Raw genomic sequence first — 17,696 nt, forward strand, 5'->3', positions numbered from 1 at the left:
AACGGTGCTACCAAGGTAGCGCAAAAGGCGCGGCAGGGGAACGGCATCGGGCGAATTTCCCGGCGGATTGGCGCTTATGCCTTGAAGCCGCTACTTTTTATTCGTATAGTGCGGCGCGCTTAAACTGATATGCCATTGAGGTGAGGACATGACGGAACTGGTAAGGGAAAAACTCGATTTGCCGGCGGGCAAAAAAAAACTGCTGCTGCATTCATGCTGCGCGCCCTGTTCCGGCGAGGTGATGGAAGCGATTCAGGCCTCCGGGATCGAGTACGCCATTTTCTTCTATAACCCCAACATTCACCCGCAAAAAGAGTATCTGCTGCGTAAAGAAGAGAACATCCGTTTCGCCGAGCAGCACGGGGTGCCGATTATCGATGCCGATTACGACACCGACAACTGGTTCGCCCGCGCCAAGGGGATGGAGAATGAGCCGGAGCGCGGCATTCGTTGCACCATGTGTTTTGACATGCGTTTCGAGCGCACGGCGCTGTATGCGCATGAACATGGTTACGACACTATCTCCAGCTCGCTGGGCATCTCGCGTTGGAAGAACATGCAGCAGATCACCGACTGCGGCATCCGCGCGGCGGAAAAGTATCCCGATCTGGTGTACTGGGATTACAACTGGCGCAAGAAGGGCGGTTCGTCGCGCATGATAGAGATCAGCAAGCGCGAACGCTTCTATCAGCAGGAATACTGCGGCTGCGTCTATTCGCTGCGTGACACCAACCTGCACCGTAAGGCGCAAGGGCGGCCGCTGATCAAGCTGGGCGTGCTTTACTATGGCGATGAAGAATAACGCTGACTCACCGCAATTAACCCGCTCCGGCGGGTTTTTTACTTTTTGACGCCTGGCCAAACGTTAATGAAGCGTGTCGCCCAGGCGGTAAAAAAGCAACGGCCAGGTTAATATCCTTATGAGTTTGCTGGTTTTAGCCGCGCATACTGACGATTAAAGCGATAGTTTGCCTTTCGTTATTGAATATGATTGCTATTTGCATTTAAACTTGGCGAACCAGAGGAAACAGAATCATTATGCCGCTAAAAAAGATGTTCCTTAATCGCCGTATATCCGTGCCTTTCGTCTTATCCGTAGGCTTGCACAGCGCCCTGGTGGCGGGATTGCTTTACGCTTCGGTAAAAGAAGTGGTGGAGCTGCCGAAGCCAGAGGACGCGCCGATCAGCGTCATGATGGTCAACACCGCCGCGATGGCCGAACCGCCACCGCCGGCGCCGGCCGAGCCGGAGCCGCCGCAGGTCGAACCTGAGCCGGAGCCAGAACCGGAACCTATCGTGGAGCCGCCGCCAAAGGCGATCGTGAAGCCGGAGCCGGTCAAGCCGAAACCAAAACCTAAGCCGAAGCCGAAGGTCGAAAAACAGGTCAAACCGGAGCCGAAAAAAGTCGAGCCGCGCGAACCGTCGCCGTTCAACAACGATTCGCCGGCCAAGCCGATCGACAAAGCGCCGGTGAAACAGGCGCCTGCCGCGCCGGTGCAGGGCAACTCGCGTGAGGTCGGGCCGAGGCCGATCAGCCGCGCCAATCCGCTCTATCCACCGCGGGCTCAGGCTTTGCAGATCGAAGGCAACGTGCGGGTACAGTTCGATATCGACAGCGACGGGCGCGTCAGCAACGTGCGTATCTTGTCGGCCGAACCGCGCAATATGTTCGAGCGTGAAGTGAAGCAGGCGATGCGTAAATGGCGCTATGAAGCCAAAGAAGCGAAAGATCGCACCGTCACTATCCGTTTCAAGCTGAACGGCACCACCGAATTGAACTGAGTTCGGTCACACCAAAAAGAAAGGGTCGCCTCGGCGACCCTTTTTGCATTTGCGGCGCAGCCGCAGGCTTACTCTTCGAAGCCGACGCGGAAGTTCATTTTGCCCTCGGGCAGCGCGCGCGAGTTGCCTTCCGCATCGACCGCCACATAGGTGAACACCGCTTCGGTCGCCCGGTAACGCTGGCCGATCGGGGCGGAAGAAACTTTCTTTACCCACACTTCGATATTGATGGTGATCGAGCTGCGCCCGGTGCGGATACAGTGCGCATAGCAGCAAACCACGTCGCCTACCGCCACCGGTTTCAGGAAGGTCATGCCGTCTACGCGCACCGTCACCACGCGCCCTTCGGCGATCTCTTTTGCCTGGATGGCGCCGCCGATGTCCATTTGCGACATCAGCCAGCCGCCGAAGATATCACCGTTGGCATTGGTATCGGCCGGCATCGCCAGCGTGCGCAGCACCAGCTCGCCGCTGGGTAAAGGTCGTTGTTGTGTCATAGCAGTCTGCTTTTAAAAGGAGGGAATAACATCATACTGCCCGCGGCAAGCGCCGCAGGCATTAACAATTTTGTAACTATTTTTTCTGTTCTTCCGGCATGTGCCGGTAAATATAGATACCGCTGAGGAGGGTGAAGACCAGCGTCAGTACCGTCAGGCCAAAGACTTTGAAATTGACCCAGACGCTTTGCGGCAGCCAGAAGGCGACATAGATGTTCGCCAGGCCGCAGGCCAGGAAGAAGATCGCCCAGGCCAGGTTAAGGTTGCTCCACACTTTGTCCGGCAGCGTCAGCTCTTTGCCCAGCATGCGCTGAACCAGCGGTTTTTTGAGCACCCATTGGCTGATCAGCAGCGCCAGCGCGAACAGCGCGTAAATCACCGTGACCTTCCATTTGATGAACAAATCGTTGTGGAACACCAGCGTCAGGGTGCCGAACACCAGCACCATCAGGAAGGTGATCAGCGTCATCTTCTCGACCTTGCGGTATTTCACCCAGGTGAACACCAGCGCCAGCGCGGTGGCGACAATTAACGCGCCGGAAGCGACGTAAATGTCGTACAGCTTGTAAAAAGCGAAAAAGACAATTAGCGGGAGGAAATCAAGAAACTGCTTCATAAATCAATCCATCATCTGTTCATCGGCCGACTATACCGGATTCGGCGAGCTCTGTGTACCGCCGGGCGTTGCCGATTATCGGCGTTTGGCCGGCGGATTTCTGCCGCGAAAGCAGGAATTTGCATAAACTTACGCAAGAAAGCGCCGGCAGATTGCCAGCGCGGGCCGCAGGCCGCATAGTAAGCGTCATAATAACCAGATAATTTACCGCGGAAAACAACATGCAGTGGAAATCTCTCCAGGCCCTGACGCCTGGTTTGACGCATTTATTGGGCTATCAACGCAGCTGGCTCAAGCCGGATATTCGCGCCGGCCTTTCCGTCGCCGCCGTCGCCCTCCCGGTGGCTATCGCCTACGCCGAACTGGCCGGGGTCAGCCCGGTAGTGGGGCTCTACTCCTGTATCTTGCCGATGATGGCCTACGCGCTGTTCGGCTCGTCGCGCCAGCTGATCGTCGGGCCCGACGCCGCCACCTGCGCGGTGATCGCCGCAGTGGTGACGCCGCTGGCAGCGGGCAATATGGAACGCCATTGGCAACTGACCATTATGATGACCGCCATGATGGGCGGCTGGTGCCTGCTGGCCAGCCGGTTCAAGCTGGGGGCGCTGGCGGATTTGCTGTCGCGGCCGATCCTCAGCGGGCTGCTGAACGGGGTGGCGATCACCATTATTGTCGATCAGATCGGCAAGGTGTTGGGGTTCACGGTGCGCCCGGCACAACTGATCGAGCGCATCTATGCGCTGCCCGGTAACTTGCTGCACAGCGACTGGCTGACGATGGCGGTGTCGTTGCTGACGCTGGTGACGCTGCTTGGATTTAAAAAATGGCGGCCTAACTGGCCGGCGCCGCTGTTCGCTATCGTGCTGGCGGCGTTCGTGACCTGGGCGGGCGGCCTGCAGCAGCATGGCGTGGTGACGGTGGGCGGTTTCAGCGGCGTGCTGCCGATCGTCCAGTGGCCGGATTTCCAGCCCGGTTTGCTGCGCGACATGGTGATCCCGGCGCTTAACCTGGCGGTGGTGAGCTTTGTCAGCATGATGCTCACCGCCCGCAGCTTCGCCGCCAAAAACGGTTATGAGGTAAACGCTGACGCCGAGTTTCGCGCGCTGGGGCTGGTGAATATCGTCTCTGCGCTGTCGCAAGGTTTCGCCATCAGCGGCGCGGATTCGCGCACCGCGGTGAATGATGCCAACGGCGGCAAGAGCCAACTGGTGTCGATCATCGCCGCCGCGGTCATCGCCTTTGTCTTGCTGTTCCTGATGGCGCCGCTGCAGTTTATTCCGGTGGCGGGATTGGGTGTGGTGCTGATGTATGCGGCTTGGTCGCTGCTGGACATCCGTGGCCTCTGGATCTTGCGCCGTCGCAACGCGCAGGCGTTCCGCCTGGCGCTGTTTACCTTCCTCAGCGTGCTGCTGGTGGGAGTGATCAGCGGCATCGGGCTGGCGGTGTTGCTGGGGCTGATGCAGTTTCTGCGCACCGTTTTCCGGCCGACGGAACAGCTGCTGGGCGTCAACGATGAAGGCATGATCCATTCCATGGGCAATAACAATGGGGTGAAGGCGGTACCTGGCGTCATGATGTATCGCTTCAATTCGCCGCTGACCTATTTCAACGTGGCGTATTTCAAACGCCGTATCCTCAATTTGGTCGACGGCACACCGTTCCAGCCACGTTGGGTGGTGGTGGATGCGGTGGCCAGTTTCACCCATGCCGATATCAGCGTGCTGGCGGCCATCGACGAACTGAAACGCGACCTGTTACAGCGTAACGTAAAGCTGGTGCTGGCGGGGCGCCGCACCGAGCTGACGCGTTGGTTCCGCATCAACCGCTTAGGGCGCGATAAAGAGTTGATTTTGGTACCGGATCTGTATCTGGCGCTGAAGCTGATTCAGAGTAAGGAGCAGGCGGAAGCCGCCGTGGTGGGGTAAACAAAAAAAGGGGCGCGCCGAAGCGCGCCCCTTGGTTTTTGCTGACGCCGGCGTTAGCCGCGCAGCAGCATATACAGCCGGAACAGGTAGATCAGCAGCAGAGCGGAGACCAGATTGCTCAACGCGGTCAGCACCACGCTGGCAACGTTCGGCGTCAGCACCGACAGATGGCTCACCAGGAACAGCACCAGCAGCTTGGCCGCCAGCCACAGCATCATCGCCGGCACCAGCACGCGCGCATTGGCGAAGGCCAATTTGCTGCTCAGCTTGAGCGAAGCGAACACGCCTTTTTTATCGACGGAGGCGATCACCGGCGCCAGCGCGAAGGCGATCGCCATCAGCACGCCCGGCACCACAAACAGCGTCAGACCGAGCTGGATCAGCAGGGTGCAGATAAACAGCAGCAGCAGCAGGCGCGGCAAGTCGGGCGCCGAGGCGCCGAGCGCGCGCAGGGCGCTGGTGCGTTGCCCTTGCGACACCAGACGGATCAGCGTCAGCATCCCGCCGACCAGCAGCACGTTGCCGACCAGCGCAGAGAAGGTGGCGGCCGCCGACACTTTCAGCAACACCATCTGCTGTTCCGGCGTCATCTGCTGGATCACTTCCTGAATGCCCATGCCGGTAGACGAAGCAAAATCGCTGGTGGTGGCAGCGAGCGTCGCCAACTGTTCGGCATCAGGGCTGAAGGCCTGATTCAGCAGCACGGAGATAAACGCCGTCAACAAAGCCAGCATCAGGATGCTGGCCAGTTGGTTGCGTAAAAAGTTAAAACTGTCACGGTACAAAGCGTTGGCCGTGATAGGCATGCAGACTCCTTGGCGTCGGGAAAACAGAGATAAATCAGTGGGTGATTGTACCCTGTTCCACGCCGCTGTGGCACCCCGCGAATTGCACTACGCCTATTTCTTCAACGATCGTCGCGTCAGACAGCGATAGCGGCAAGGGCACCGGCAAGGGCGGCAGGCCGTAGCGTTCCCGGGCGCGATCGCAGGCTTCGTTGCGCAGGCCGTTTTCACCGGACTGATCGAACTCCCTGCACGGGCTGGGCCGATTAAGGTAGATCGAGCAGGAAACGGCTTTACCTATTTCACCGTCCAGCGCGGTACAGCGGGGGGACTTGCTGTTGGTCCCCTGCATGCAGCGCAGGAATGGGGTCAAAGGCTCTGTTAAGGAAAGGGGAACGGTGCCGCCGCCGTCTTCGGCTTCGGCCCAATAGAATGACACTCGAAAATAACCGCAGCATGCGCCGCAGCTGACACAGGGATTAAGGATTTCGCTCATCTTGATTGCCCACCGACTCCTCACGGCACCAACCAAAACCAACACGGAAAATGAAATTACCTCAGCCGCATTTTTCTCCGCAACAGAAATTTGAACATGTAGATAATTTGCAACAAAATCGTTTTTTTGATGCAGATCAATCCTTGATTTATTAGACGGTTAGGTAACCTTGTTTTTGGTGGGATTTTAAATTTTTACACATAAGATGTGATCTCGATGGGATCACAAATACCCGAAAGTAGGTATATTCCCCCTCGAGCGATTAACCACACAAATGGAATGGATAATGAAAAAGACAACTCTGATGGTATTGGCGACGATGATGGCGCCTATGTTGGCAAGTGCGCATCAGGCCGGTGATTTCCTGTTCCGCGCGGGCACCGCGACGGTGCGTCCAAATGCAGGTTCGGACAACGTACTGGGGTTGGGTTCGCTGGATGCGAAAAACAACACTCAGCTCGGTCTGACCTTCGGTTACATGGTGACGGACAACATCGGCGTTGAGTTGTTGGCCGCAACGCCATTCCGCCACAAGGTGACGCTGGGCGGCACTGATTTGGCGACCGTTCACCAACTGCCGCCTACGCTGATGGCGCAATACTATTTCGGCGACAAGCAGGACAAACTGCGTCCTTACCTGGGCGTCGGCGTTAACTACACCACCTTCTTCGACGAGAAGTTCAACGACTACGGCAAAAGCGCCGGGTTGAGCGACCTCGATCTGAAAGATTCCTGGGGCGTGGCGGCGCAGGCTGGCCTGGATTACAACCTGGATGAGCACTGGATGCTGAACATGTCGGTGTGGTGGATGAACATCGAAACCAAAACTCGCTTCAACGATGCGAACGGTGGGCACCACAGCTTCGATACGCGTCTGGATCCGTGGGTGTTCATGTTCGGGGCGGGTTACCGCTTCTGATGAAGGCCGCAAGCAGGGAGGCGTTGCGCCTCCCTGTGTCGGTATTATTTAACCTGCATCACGTTTTCAACCGATTTCACGCCGGCCACGCCGCGTGTGACCTGCACCGCACGGTTGGCGTCATCGCTGGAGGTCACGAAGCCGCTCAGCTGTACGCGCCCTTTAAAGGTTTCTACGCTGATCTCGCGTGACTTGATGTTTTTATCCGCCAGCAACGCCGATTTCACTTTGGTGGTGACCACGGTGTCATCGATATAACCGCCTGTTCCCTCTGATTTTGCCGTCGGCGCGCAAGCGCTCACCGCGACCGCCACAACGGCTGCCATGCACAAGGCTGAAAGGGTTTTAAACAGCTTCATAAATTACTCTCCATGCAATGTTATGGTTGAAATTCGCTACGGTTTTTCGCCGCAGCGAGCGCATTCCCCAAATCAAACGAAGAAATGCATAGCGAACAACGTTCATTGTGAGACAAGACCTGGGTTTGTTCAAATTTTTGATGTAAATAAATGGAACAAACTTTGAGGGGAAACAAGCTGTTAAAGCGAGCGCCGGCAGGGCGCTCGCTAAAGAGGATCACGCCCGGGTGGCGCGCTTCATATTGCTGACGAAGGCCGCCAGCCTGGTCAGCATCTCCGCCGGATCGGCATGGTGCTGTTCGATGATTTTGACGATTGCCGAGCCGGAGATCGCGCCGGCGGCGCCGGCCTGCAGCGCCGCCTTCACCTGCTCGGGTTCGGAGATGCCGAAGCCCTGCAGCGGCGGCGCGGCGTGATACTCGCGCAGCTTGTTCACCAGGTGATGCAACGGCAACTGCGCCCGGCTTTCGGTGCCGGTCACCCCGGCGCGCGACAGCAGGTAGGTGTAACCGCGGCCGTGCGACGCGATTTCACGCAGCAGATCGTCATCAGCGTTCGGCGGGCAGATAAAGATCGGTGCGATACCGTGGCGAGCGGCGGCGGCGCGGAACGGCGCAGACTCTTCAAACGGCACGTCGGCGACCAGCACCGAATCCACGCCCACTTCGGCGCAGCGTTGGTAAAACGCATCGATGCCTTTATGGAACACCAGATTGGCGTACATCAGCAGGCCGATGGGAATGGTCGGGTGCTTCTGGCGGATGGCCGCCAGCATCTCGAAGCACTGGGTCGGCGTGACGCCGGCGGCGAAAGCGCGCAGCGTCGCGCTCTGGATGGTTGGGCCATCCGCCAGCGGATCGGAGAAGGGGATGCCCAGCTCCAGCGCGTCCGCGCCGGCTTCGATCAGGGTATCGATAATCTGCAGCGACAGCGTCGGATTAGGATCGCCCAGCGTCACGAACGGGACGAAGGCGCCTTCCTTGTTGCTTTCCAGGCGTTTGAACAGTTGCTGATAACGTTCCATCAGATTTCTCCCCGTGCTTTCAAAATGTCGTGAACGGTAAATATGTCTTTGTCGCCGCGGCCGGACAGGTTGACCACCAGGATCTGTTCTTTCTGCGGCGTTTCACGGATCATTTTCAGCGCGTGCGCCAGGGCGTGCGAGGATTCCAGCGCCGGGATGATGCCTTCATGGCGCGACAGCGCCTTGAACGCTTCCAGCGCTTCGTCGTCGGTGATCGACACGTATTCGGCGCGGCCGATGCTGTTCAGGAAGGCGTGTTGCGGCCCGACGGACGGGAAGTCCAACCCGGCGGAGATTGAATAGGATTCTTCAATCTGGCCTTCGGCGGTCTGCATCATCGGCGCTTTCATACCGAAGTAGATGCCGACGTGGCCGTGCTTCAGCGGCGCGCCGTGCTGGCCGGTCTCGATGCCCAGACCGGCGGGTTCCACGCCGATCAGCCCGACATCGGCATCATCGATAAAGTCGGCGAACATACCGATGGCGTTGGAGCCGCCGCCGACGCAGGCGATGACCGCATCCGGCAGACGGCCTTCGCGCTCCAGCACCTGCGCTTTGGTTTCTTCGCCGATCATGCGCTGGAATTCACGCACGATAGTCGGGTACGGATGCGGGCCGGCGGCGGTGCCGAGCATGTAGTGCGCGGTTTCATAGCTGCCGGACCAGTCGCGCAACGCTTCGTTGCAGGCGTCTTTCAGGGTGGCGGAGCCGCTGTGCACCGGGATCACTTCCGCGCCCATCAACCGCATGCGGAACACGTTCGGCGACTGGCGCTCGACGTCTTTGGCGCCCATATAGATGCGGCATTTGAGGCCGAGCAGCGCGCAGGCCAGCGCCGACGCGACGCCGTGTTGGCCGGCGCCGGTTTCCGCGATGATCTCGGTTTTGCCCATGCGCTTGGCCAGCAACGCCTGGCCCAGCACCTGGTTGGTCTTGTGCGCGCCGCCGTGCAGCAGGTCTTCACGCTTCAGATAAAGCTTGGTGTTGCTGCCGGCGGTGAGGTTTTTGCACAGCGTCAGCGCCGTCGGGCGGCCCGCGTAGTTCTTCAACAGATCGATAAATTCCGTTTGAAACGCCGGATCGCGCTGGGCGCTGACAAAGGCTTCTTCCAGTTGTTTCAGGGCCGGCATCAGAATTTGCGGCACGTATTGGCCACCAAATTCGCCGAAGTAGGGGTTAAGCAGCGTCATGAGAGTTCCCGTTATTATCCGTTATTAATATAGAGCCGTATTCAGTAGGCGCGCAGGGTCTGGAAGACCGAGGCCAGGCGCGCGGGATCTTTGATGCCCGGTTCGCTTTCCACGCCGGAGTTGAAGTCCAGCCCGGCGCAGCCGAGCTTGGCCGCTTCGACGCAGTTGTCGGCGCGCAGGCCGCCCGCCAGCATCACGTTAGTCAGATCTTCGCCTTGCAATACCGACCAGTCGAAGCGTTGGCCGGTGCCGCCGGCGCCGTTGTCGAGCAGGTAGCGATCGACATGCTGCAGATCGCGCGCCGGCACCCGATCTTTCACGCTCAGCGCTTTCCAGATGCGGCAATCAGCCGGCAAGCGGGCGCGCAGGGCGTTGATATAAGCCTGGTCTTCCGCGCCGTGCAATTGCACCGCATGCAGGCCGAGGCGCTCAACGGTCAACGCCACGGTATCGACCTGGGCGTCGCAGAACACGCCGACATACTTCAGCGGCGCGCCGGAGATCACTTCGCGGGCGCGGGTGATATCCACATAGCGCGGTGAACGGCCGACGAAAATCAGCCCGCCGTAGATGGCGCCGGCCTGATACGCGGCGGCGGCGTCCTGCGGACGGGTCAGGCCGCACACTTTGTTGTCGCCCAGGATCACGCGGCGCACGGCGGCGCGCAGATCGGGTTCAGACATCAGCGCGCTACCGATCAGGAAACCGTTGGCGTAATGGCTCAGCTCGCGGATCTGCCCATAGTTGTTGATGCCTGACTCGCTGATCACCGTCACGCCATGCGGCACGCGCGGCGCCAGTTGGCGAGTGCGGTCCAGATCGATGCTCAGATCGCGCAGATCGCGATTATTGATGCCGACCACGCGCGCTTCCAGCGCGATCGCGCGCTGCAGCTCTTCTTCACTGATCACTTCGGTCAGCACGCCCATATTCAGGCTGTGGGCCACCGCCGCCAGCTGGCGATACTGGTCGTCGGTCAACACCGACAGCATCAGCAGGATGGCATCGGCCTGATAGTAGCGCGCCAGGTAAATCTGATACGGATCGATGATAAAGTCTTTGCACAACACCGGTTGGCTGACGGTTTTACTGACCAGCGGCAGGAAATCGAAGCTGCCCTGGAAGTATTTCTCGTCGGTCAGCACCGAGATCGCCGAGGCGAAATCTTTATACACCGTGGCGATCTCTACCGGATCAAAGTTTTCGCGAATCAACCCTTTGGAAGGCGAGGCCTTCTTGCATTCGAGAATGAAAGCCGTCCGGGTGCCCTGCAGCGCGTGATAGAAGCTGCGTTCGCTCGGTACGATGTCGTTCTGAAAGCCGGCCAGGGGCTGTTGCTGTTGTCGCGCCGCGATCCATTGCGCTTTGTCGCGGACAATCTTGTGTAGCACGGTTTCCTGCATCATTTATCCTCTTGCCGCCAGTGCGATGACACGCTCATAGGCCTGCCCGCTGTTGATCATATCCAGTGCCTGCCGCGCATTTTGGCGCAGGTCTTCATGTCCGAATAACTTCAGAAGCAACGCGACGTTGGCCGCGACCGCCGCGGCGTGCGCCGGCTCGCCTTTACCTTGTAACAGCCGCGCCAAAATGTCACGGTTTTCTTCCGGCGTGCCGCCCAGCAAGGCTTCCAGCGGATAGGTTTCCAATCCGAAGGACTGCGGCGTGAGCTGGTAGCTGCTGATTTCGCCGTTGTTCAATTCCGCTACGTGCGTCGGAGCGTGGATCGCCACCTCGTCCATGCCGCCGCCGTGAACCACCGCCGCACGCTGATAACCCAGCACGCGCAGGGTTTCGGCAATCGGCAGCACCAGTTCCGGGCTGTAAACGCCGATCAGCGCCAGCGGCGGGCGCGCCGGGTTGATCAGCGGGCCCAGCACGTTGAACAGCGTGCGGGTCTTCAACTGCTGGCGCACCGGCATGGCGTGACGAAAGCCGGTGTGGTACTGCGGCGCGAACAGGAAACACACGCCGAGATCGTCCAGCGCCTTGCGCGCTTCTTCCGCCGGCAGATCCAGGCGGATGCCGAACGCCGCCAGCAGATCCGAAGAGCCGGAACGGCTGGAGACGCTGCGGTTGCCGTGTTTGGCGATCTTCGCGCCGCACGCCGCCGCCACGAAGGCGCTGGCGGTGGAAATATTGATGCTGTTGGTGCCGTCGCCGCCGGTGCCGACGATATCGGCGAACAGATAGTCAGGGCGCGGGAACGGCTGAGCGTCGTCCAGCAGCGCTTTGGCGGCGCCGGCGATCTCTTCCGGGCGCTCGCCGCGGACTTTCATGCTGATCAACGCCGCCGCCAGTTGGCTCGGCTCCAGCTCGCCGCGCACGATGGCGCTGAACAGCTGTTGGCTTTCCTGCTGGCTCATCGACTCGGCGCGGTACAGTTTCTCAAGAATAGGTTGCATCGTCGTGTTCCTTATATTACTTCGCCAGCGCCCAGGCCAGGGTCTGCTCAAGCAGGCGCGCGCCGTGGGTGGTCAGAATCGATTCCGGGTGGAACTGGAAGCCGCACACGCGGCGGCGGTCGTCGCGCACCGCCATCACCATTTCGCCGAAACGGGCGTTGACGGTGAGATCGGCCGGGATATTGCTGCCGACCAGCGAGTGGTAGCGCGCCACCGGCAGCGGATTGGCCATACCGGCGAACATGCCTTCGCCATCGTGAGCGATCGCCGAGGCTTTGCCGTGCAGGATCTCGCCCGCCTGGCCGACCTGGCCGCCATAGGCTTCGACGATCGCCTGGTGGCCGAGGCAGATGCCGATGATCGGCAGTTGGCCGCGCAGACGCTGCAGCAGTTCCGGCATACAGCCCGCTTCGGACGGCGTGCCGGGACCGGGCGACAGCATCAGCACCGGCTGTTCCATCTGTTGCAGACGCTCGATGATCACCTCGGCGGCGATCTGATTACGGTAAATCACCACCTGGTGGCCGCTGGCGCGCAGCTGATCGACCAGGTTGTAGGTAAAGGAATCGACGTTGTCGAGCAGCAGGATATCGGCCATCAGAACACCTCCTTGGCATGGTGCGCAGTGGCGATGGCGCGCAGCACGGCACGGGCTTTATTACGGGTTTCGTCGGCTTCCGCCTGCGGGACGGAATCCAGCACCACGCCGGCACCGGCCTGCACGGTGGCGATGCCGTCTTCAACGTAGGCGGAGCGAATGACGATGCAGGTATCCAGATCGCCGGTGGCGGTGAAGTAGCCCACCGCGCCGCCGTAGCTGCCGCGGCGCGTGCCTTCGGAGGCGGCGATCAGCTGCATCGCCCGCACTTTCGGCGCGCCGCTGAGGGTGCCCATGTTCATGCAGGCCTGGTAGGCGTGCAGCACGTCGAGATCGGCGCGCAGGGTTCCCACCACCCGGGAAACCAGGTGCATGACGAATGAATAGCGGTCCACCTTGGTCAGGTCGGCCACGTAGCGGCTGCCGGCCTGGCAGATACGCGCCAGATCGTTGCGCGCCAGATCGACCAGCATCAGGTGCTCGGCTAGCTCTTTGTGGTCGGTGCGCATTTCCAGCTCAATGCGGCTGTCGAGATCCAGATCCAACGAACCATCGGCGCGGCGGCCGCGTGGGCGAGTGCCGGCGATCGGGTAGATTTCGATTTGGCGATTGCCCGCGTCGTATTTCAGCGCGCTCTCCGGCGAAGCGCCGAACAGGGTGAAGTCATCATCCTGCATGAAGAACATGTACGGGCTGGGGTTGTTGTCTTTTAAGGTTTGGTAGGCCGCCAGCGGCGCCGGGCATGGCAGGGAAAAGCGGCGCGACGGTACCACCTGGAAAATCTCGCCCTGGCGGATCGCTTCCTGCAGCTCGCTGACCACCGCGCCGTACTCTTCGTCGCTCTGGTTACAGCTCAGCTGCATGTTTTCCAGCGTTTGGTGCGGGATCGGCTGCGGGGGTTGTTGCAACTCGGCCTGCAGCTGTTCCAGGCGTTGCTGCAAACGCTGCGCTTCACTCGCCTGCTCACTGAAGACGCTGGCCTGCAGACGGGCCGATCCGCGTTGATGATCCAGCACCAGCAGGGTTTCCGCCAGATAGAAGCAGAAGTCCGGGCAGCGTTGATCCTGGCGCAGTGCCGGCAGGTCCTCGAACCCGGCGACCAAATCGTAGGCGAACAGGCCGCCCAGCATCACGGCTTCGCGCTCGTCCGCCGGAGAGTCGACCAGCGTCAGCAGCGTGCGCAGCGCGTCGAACACCGACAGTGAACGCAGGCGGGCGTCTTCGTCCTGCACCGCGTCGATCGCCGGGAAGGTCAGTTCGCGGCCGTTGGGGCGCGCCTGATTGCGCACCTCGGGCGGCAGCGCTTCGTCCAGCAGCGGCAGCAGCGCCGCGCCGTTGGCGGTCAGCGCCTGCACGCTGACGGTGTGGCCCAGTGCGGTAATGCGCAGCGCGCTGTCGATGACCAGCAGGCTCTGCAGATTCTGTTTGCTGTTGATTTCCGCCGACTCCAGCAGCAGGGTGGCCGGACGGGCGCCGCACAGCTGGTGGAAAAGGGTGGTGGGATCGCCCCGGTAGCTGGCTTGCGCCTTCAGCAATGTCAGTTGTGGTTTGGTGTTCATCATCGGTGGTTCCAGTGAATTCTGTCCATAAAAAAGCCCGCATCAGGTGCGGGCTCAGGAAATCTGCATTGTCAGATGACAGCTATGCGCGATTACACCGCCCGCAAGAGGGAGGTACGCCACCAACCGTGAAGAGAAATGTATGTGTTCATTTGCAGACTCTCTTTGTTAACTCTCATCCGACACGGCCGTTGCCGTGAACTTGTGTACTAGTTAACTGGTTCGCGAGGGCAAAGTCAACCCTCTTTTTGCACAATGTTTTAGCGGTCAGCGTGAATTCTATTCATCGTCTGCCTGGCGCAGAATAGATTTCCGTCCGGCCGCCGATCGCGGGTATGATAGAAAACCAAGCCATTGCCGGATAGCCGTTTTGACAGACAGTAACCCCCCATCCATCGCCTTTACTCTGTACGACCTCCACAGCCACACGACCGCCTCCGACGGCTACCTGACGCCGACGCAGCTGGTGCTGCGGGCGGTAGAGATGCGCGTGGGCGTGCTGGCGATCACCGATCACGACACCACCGCAGGCTTGGCTGAGGCCGCCGCCGCTATTGCGGAGCAGGCGTTGCCGCTGCGGCTGGTCAACGGGGTGGAGATCTCGACGCTATGGGAAAATCATGAAATTCATATCGTTGGGTTGGGCGTGGACGTCGCGCACCCGGCGCTGGTGGCGCTATTGGCGGAACAAACCGAACGTCGCCATCGGCGCGCGCAGGAGATCGGCGCACGTCTGGGGAAAGCGCGCATTCCCGACGCCTATGCCGGCGCCCAGCGGTTAGCGGGGGCCGGTGCGGTGACCCGCGGCCATTTCGCCCGTTATCTGGTGGAGATTGGCGTGGCGGACAACATGGCGCAGGTGTTCAAGAAATATCTGGCCAAAGGCAAAACCGGCTACGTGCCGCCGCAGTGGTGTACAATAGAACAAGCCATTGATGCGATTCATCAATCGGGCGGCCAGGCGGTGATAGCGCACCCCGGCCGTTATGATCTGACCGCGAAGTGGTTGAAACGTTTGCTGGCGCATTTCGCCGAACACGGCGGCGACGCCATGGAAGTGGCGCAGTGTCAGCAGGCGCCGCATGAGCGCGCGCAGCTGGCGAAATACGCGCAGGACTACCACCTGTTGGCCTCGCAAGGCTCTGATTTCCATCAACCTTGTTCGTGGATCGAACTGGGGCGCAAGCTGTGGCTGCCGGGCGGCGTCGAGCCAGTGTGGCGCGATTGGCCGCAACCGGGCCAGGCGGTCTGATTTTACGCGCGTGGCAACGCGCGCGGGCATTATTTTAGGAGCAAGTCATGAGTCAGCTTTTTTATATTCATCCGGATAACCCACAGCCGCGTTTGATTAACCAGGCGGTCGAGGTGCTGCGCAAGGGCGGAGTGATCGTTTATCCCACCGATTCCGGCTACGCGCTGGGTTGCATGCTGGAAGAGAAGGCGGCGATGGAGCGCATTTGCCGCATCCGTCAACTGGACGGCAACCACAACTTTACCCTGATGTGCCGCGATCTGTCCGAATTGTCGACCTATGCGCACGTCGATAATACGGCCTTCCGCCTGATCAAAAACAATACGCCGGGCCACTACACGTTCATTCTGAAGGCGACCAAAGAAGTGCCGCGCCGCCTGATGAATGAAAAGCGCAAAACCATCGGCCTGCGCGTGCCGTCGAACCCGATCGCATTGGCGCTGCTGGAGGCGCTGAACGAACCGATGATGTCCACCACCCTGATGCTGCCGGGCAATGATTTTGCCGAGTCCGATCCGGAAGAGATCAGCGATCATTTGGGCAAGGTGGTCGATCTGGTGATCCACGGCGGCTTCCTCGGCCAACAGCCGACCACGGTTATCGATCTGACCGAATCCACGCCGGAAGTGGTGCGCGAAGGGGCGGGCGACGCGGCGCCTTTCCGCTGATGTAAAAGGTTGCCACCTTGCCCATTGTCTGAAAATCGGCTGAAGCGAGGCTATTTCGCGTGAAAGCCGCTATTCTTGACTACTTCAGAATTGATAATGGGCAGGATGCGCAGCAATGATTAAACAGGTTTCTTTTTTAGCGGCCTTATTATTTTCCTCAATGGCAAATGCGGGGTTTTATTCAGGCAGCGGTTTGCTGGCGGAATCCGGCGGTTACGTAAAAAATAAAAGCGGTGAAGCCACCGTGGCCGAAGCGCTGAATGGCGGCATGTTCATGGGATACGTCGCCGGCGTATTCGATACTTATTCCATGCAGGGCAATCGCAATATCTGCCCGGAAGCCGGGATGAGCATCGGCGTAGCCGCCGACGCGGTGATGCAGTATTTGAACGAGCATCCTGAGCAACTGCATTATTCCGCACCGTCGGTGATCATGCTGGCGTTAAGCGCCGCCTATCCCTGCGTGCGCCATTAAGTTCCCATTCCAATTAGTGCGCATTTTTTCATAAGGTGCGCCCAGGGGACTTTCCGCACGAACTTCAATAGATCAATACCTGCTGCGCTGTCACCTTATCCCCGTCGGTATTCCCCGAACGGGTCGGGGAGAGACGCGCAGGAGGTAATATGACCGCATTTCACAGTGCCAACATGATGCTCGATTATCAGGATATCGGCTCAGGGCCGCTCACGTTGGTGTTGCTGCCCGGCTGGTGCGAACCGAAAACCGTGTTTGAGCCGTTCATCGCTCTGGCGGCCGAACGCTATCGGGTGATCAGCATCGACTGGCGCGGCCATGGCCTGTCGTCAAAAGCCACGGAGATGTCGCTGACGGCGGACGACTTGCTGGAGGATGTGCGCCAACTGCTGACGGCGCTGCGTTTGGATAACGCGGTCACTCTGTCGGTGGCGCACGCCAGCTGGCTGGCGGTGGCGTTGGCCGAAGCGTTGCCGCAGCGGGTGCGGGGCATGGTGTTTCTCGACTGGATCATGACGCAGCCGGAGCCGGCGTTCTTTACGGCGGTGAGCCGCATGCAGCAGCCGCAGCAGTGGCTGGCGGCGCGCGACGCCTTGTTCGACTTCTGGCAGGGCGGCATCCGTCACGATCGGGTCAAACGCCATCTGGAGGTCGAGATGGCGCAGGAAGATTACCGGCTCTGGCGTGCCGCCGGCGTGGCCATCGAACAGGCCTATCGGCAATACGGCTCGCCGCTGCAACGCCTGGCGGGCATGAGCGCGCCGCCGCCGTGTCGGCACATCTACTCGTTGGATCGCCGCGACGACTACCTGCGGCAACAGCAGGCATTTGCCGCCGAACAGCCGTTTTTCTCCGTGGTGCGTCTAGGCGAGGCTCGCACTCACCTCGGCATTTTGGAACGGCCCGACGCGGTGCTGTGGGCGGTGGAGGATTTTTTGGCGCCGTGAACGCTGTCTGAAGGGGGCCACCGCCGATAAAGTGGGTTTCAACACCTTAGAAAGCCTGTATAATACGCGGTTCGATCCTGATAAGCGTATTATGACCGTCGTGGCGCTTGGCCGCGGCGGTATCCCCCCGACGCCTGTGAAGGCGCAATGTTTAAATTTATTTATCAATTAAAACAATGACATAATAAATTCTAAACCT

17 protein-coding genes, 1 pseudogene and 1 other annotated feature are annotated in these 17,696 nt (G+C 59.8%); of the genes and pseudogenes, 8 read left to right on the top strand and 10 right to left on the bottom strand.

The annotated features are described in order from the left end of the window. Window positions 1-148 precede the first annotated feature (148 nt). Window positions 149-802, top strand: a complete 654-nt coding sequence (locus CRO23_RS10665; protein ID WP_016927509.1) for an epoxyqueuosine reductase QueH — start codon at window positions 149-151, stop codon at window positions 800-802. A 236-nt stretch (window positions 803-1,038) separates the two neighbouring features. Continuing rightward, window positions 1,039-1,782: a TonB system transport protein TonB gene (tonB, locus tag CRO23_RS10670; RefSeq protein ID WP_016927510.1), complete on the top strand. Its 744-nt coding sequence runs from the start codon at window positions 1,039-1,041 to the stop codon at window positions 1,780-1,782. Window positions 1,783-1,850: 68 nt separating this feature from the next. Here the strand turns inward: tonB and yciA are convergent, their stop codons facing one another. Then, window positions 1,851-2,279: an acyl-CoA thioester hydrolase YciA gene (gene yciA, locus CRO23_RS10675; protein WP_004932085.1), complete on the bottom strand. Its 429-nt coding sequence runs from the start codon at window positions 2,277-2,279 to the stop codon at window positions 1,851-1,853. A 76-nt stretch (window positions 2,280-2,355) separates the two neighbouring features. After that, the gene (locus CRO23_RS10680; protein ID WP_016927511.1) at window positions 2,356-2,895 is read right to left on the bottom strand and encodes a septation protein A; all 540 of its coding nucleotides are present in this window, start codon (window positions 2,893-2,895) and stop codon (window positions 2,356-2,358) included. 221 nt (window positions 2,896-3,116) lie between these two features. On the opposite strand from CRO23_RS10680, the gene CRO23_RS10685 reads away from it, so the two are divergent. Further along, window positions 3,117-4,820, top strand: a complete 1,704-nt coding sequence (locus CRO23_RS10685; protein WP_097101907.1) for a SulP family inorganic anion transporter — start codon at window positions 3,117-3,119, stop codon at window positions 4,818-4,820. A gap of 53 nt (window positions 4,821-4,873) precedes the next feature. On the opposite strand, the gene CRO23_RS10690 is transcribed toward CRO23_RS10685, so the two are convergent. Continuing rightward, complete coding sequence (locus tag CRO23_RS10690) at window positions 4,874-5,626, bottom strand: YciC family protein (RefSeq protein WP_016927513.1); 753 nt, start codon at window positions 5,624-5,626, stop codon at window positions 4,874-4,876. A 34-nt stretch (window positions 5,627-5,660) separates the two neighbouring features. Next, window positions 5,661-6,101: a YkgJ family cysteine cluster protein gene (locus CRO23_RS10695; protein WP_028127465.1), complete on the bottom strand. Its 441-nt coding sequence runs from the start codon at window positions 6,099-6,101 to the stop codon at window positions 5,661-5,663. A gap of 286 nt (window positions 6,102-6,387) precedes the next feature. Between CRO23_RS10695 and ompW the strand changes: the two genes are divergently transcribed. Beyond that, window positions 6,388-7,020, top strand: a complete 633-nt coding sequence (gene ompW, locus CRO23_RS10700; protein ID WP_016927514.1) for an outer membrane protein OmpW — start codon at window positions 6,388-6,390, stop codon at window positions 7,018-7,020. 44 nt (window positions 7,021-7,064) lie between these two features. On the opposite strand, the gene CRO23_RS10705 is transcribed toward ompW, so the two are convergent. From CRO23_RS10705 to CRO23_RS10735, 6 genes and pseudogenes are all read right to left on the bottom strand, one after another. Further along, window positions 7,065-7,379 (bottom strand): BON domain-containing protein, encoded by a 315-nt coding sequence (locus CRO23_RS10705; RefSeq protein WP_016927515.1) that lies wholly within the window; start codon window positions 7,377-7,379, stop codon window positions 7,065-7,067. Between the two features lie 217 nt (window positions 7,380-7,596). Further along, on the bottom strand, window positions 7,597-8,403 hold the full coding sequence (trpA, locus tag CRO23_RS10710; protein ID WP_089184689.1) for a tryptophan synthase subunit alpha: 807 nt from the start codon (window positions 8,401-8,403) through the stop codon (window positions 7,597-7,599). Beyond that, window positions 8,403-9,593 (bottom strand): tryptophan synthase subunit beta, encoded by a 1,191-nt coding sequence (trpB, locus tag CRO23_RS10715; RefSeq protein ID WP_097101909.1) that lies wholly within the window; start codon window positions 9,591-9,593, stop codon window positions 8,403-8,405. The genes trpA and trpB overlap by 1 nt, the downstream gene beginning before the upstream one ends. A 41-nt stretch (window positions 9,594-9,634) precedes the next feature. Continuing rightward, window positions 9,635-10,996, bottom strand: a complete 1,362-nt coding sequence (trpCF, locus tag CRO23_RS10720; protein ID WP_172962824.1) for a bifunctional indole-3-glycerol-phosphate synthase TrpC/phosphoribosylanthranilate isomerase TrpF — start codon at window positions 10,994-10,996, stop codon at window positions 9,635-9,637. A gap of 3 nt (window positions 10,997-10,999) precedes the next feature. Further along, window positions 11,000-12,596, bottom strand: a pseudogene (gene trpD / locus CRO23_RS25270) (bifunctional anthranilate synthase glutamate amidotransferase component TrpG/anthranilate phosphoribosyltransferase TrpD). Further along, window positions 12,596-14,158: an anthranilate synthase component 1 gene (locus CRO23_RS10735; protein ID WP_016927520.1), complete on the bottom strand. Its 1,563-nt coding sequence runs from the start codon at window positions 14,156-14,158 to the stop codon at window positions 12,596-12,598. The pseudogene trpD and the gene CRO23_RS10735 overlap by 1 nt, the downstream one beginning before the upstream one ends. A 24-nt stretch (window positions 14,159-14,182) precedes the next feature. Then, window positions 14,183-14,286: a sequence feature (Trp leader region), on the bottom strand. Window positions 14,287-14,525: 239 nt separating this feature from the next. Here CRO23_RS10735 and rnm point away from each other — a divergent pair. From rnm to CRO23_RS10755, 4 genes are all read left to right on the top strand, one after another. Further along, entirely contained in the window at window positions 14,526-15,407 is an 882-nt protein-coding gene (rnm, locus tag CRO23_RS10740) for an RNase RNM (protein ID WP_016927521.1), read from the top strand. 47 nt (window positions 15,408-15,454) lie between these two features. Then, window positions 15,455-16,075: an L-threonylcarbamoyladenylate synthase gene (locus CRO23_RS10745; protein ID WP_016927522.1), complete on the top strand. Its 621-nt coding sequence runs from the start codon at window positions 15,455-15,457 to the stop codon at window positions 16,073-16,075. 115 nt (window positions 16,076-16,190) lie between these two features. Beyond that, entirely contained in the window at window positions 16,191-16,550 is a 360-nt protein-coding gene (locus CRO23_RS10750) for a Rap1a/Tai family immunity protein (RefSeq protein WP_016927523.1), read from the top strand. A gap of 149 nt (window positions 16,551-16,699) precedes the next feature. Continuing rightward, the gene (locus CRO23_RS10755) at window positions 16,700-17,497 is read left to right on the top strand and encodes an alpha/beta fold hydrolase (protein WP_033640137.1); all 798 of its coding nucleotides are present in this window, start codon (window positions 16,700-16,702) and stop codon (window positions 17,495-17,497) included. Window positions 17,498-17,696: the final 199 nt, after the last annotated feature.

It is taken from the genome of Serratia sp. JKS296 (assembly GCF_900215445.1).
Taxonomy (GTDB): Bacteria; Pseudomonadota; Gammaproteobacteria; order Enterobacterales; family Enterobacteriaceae; genus Serratia; species Serratia marcescens.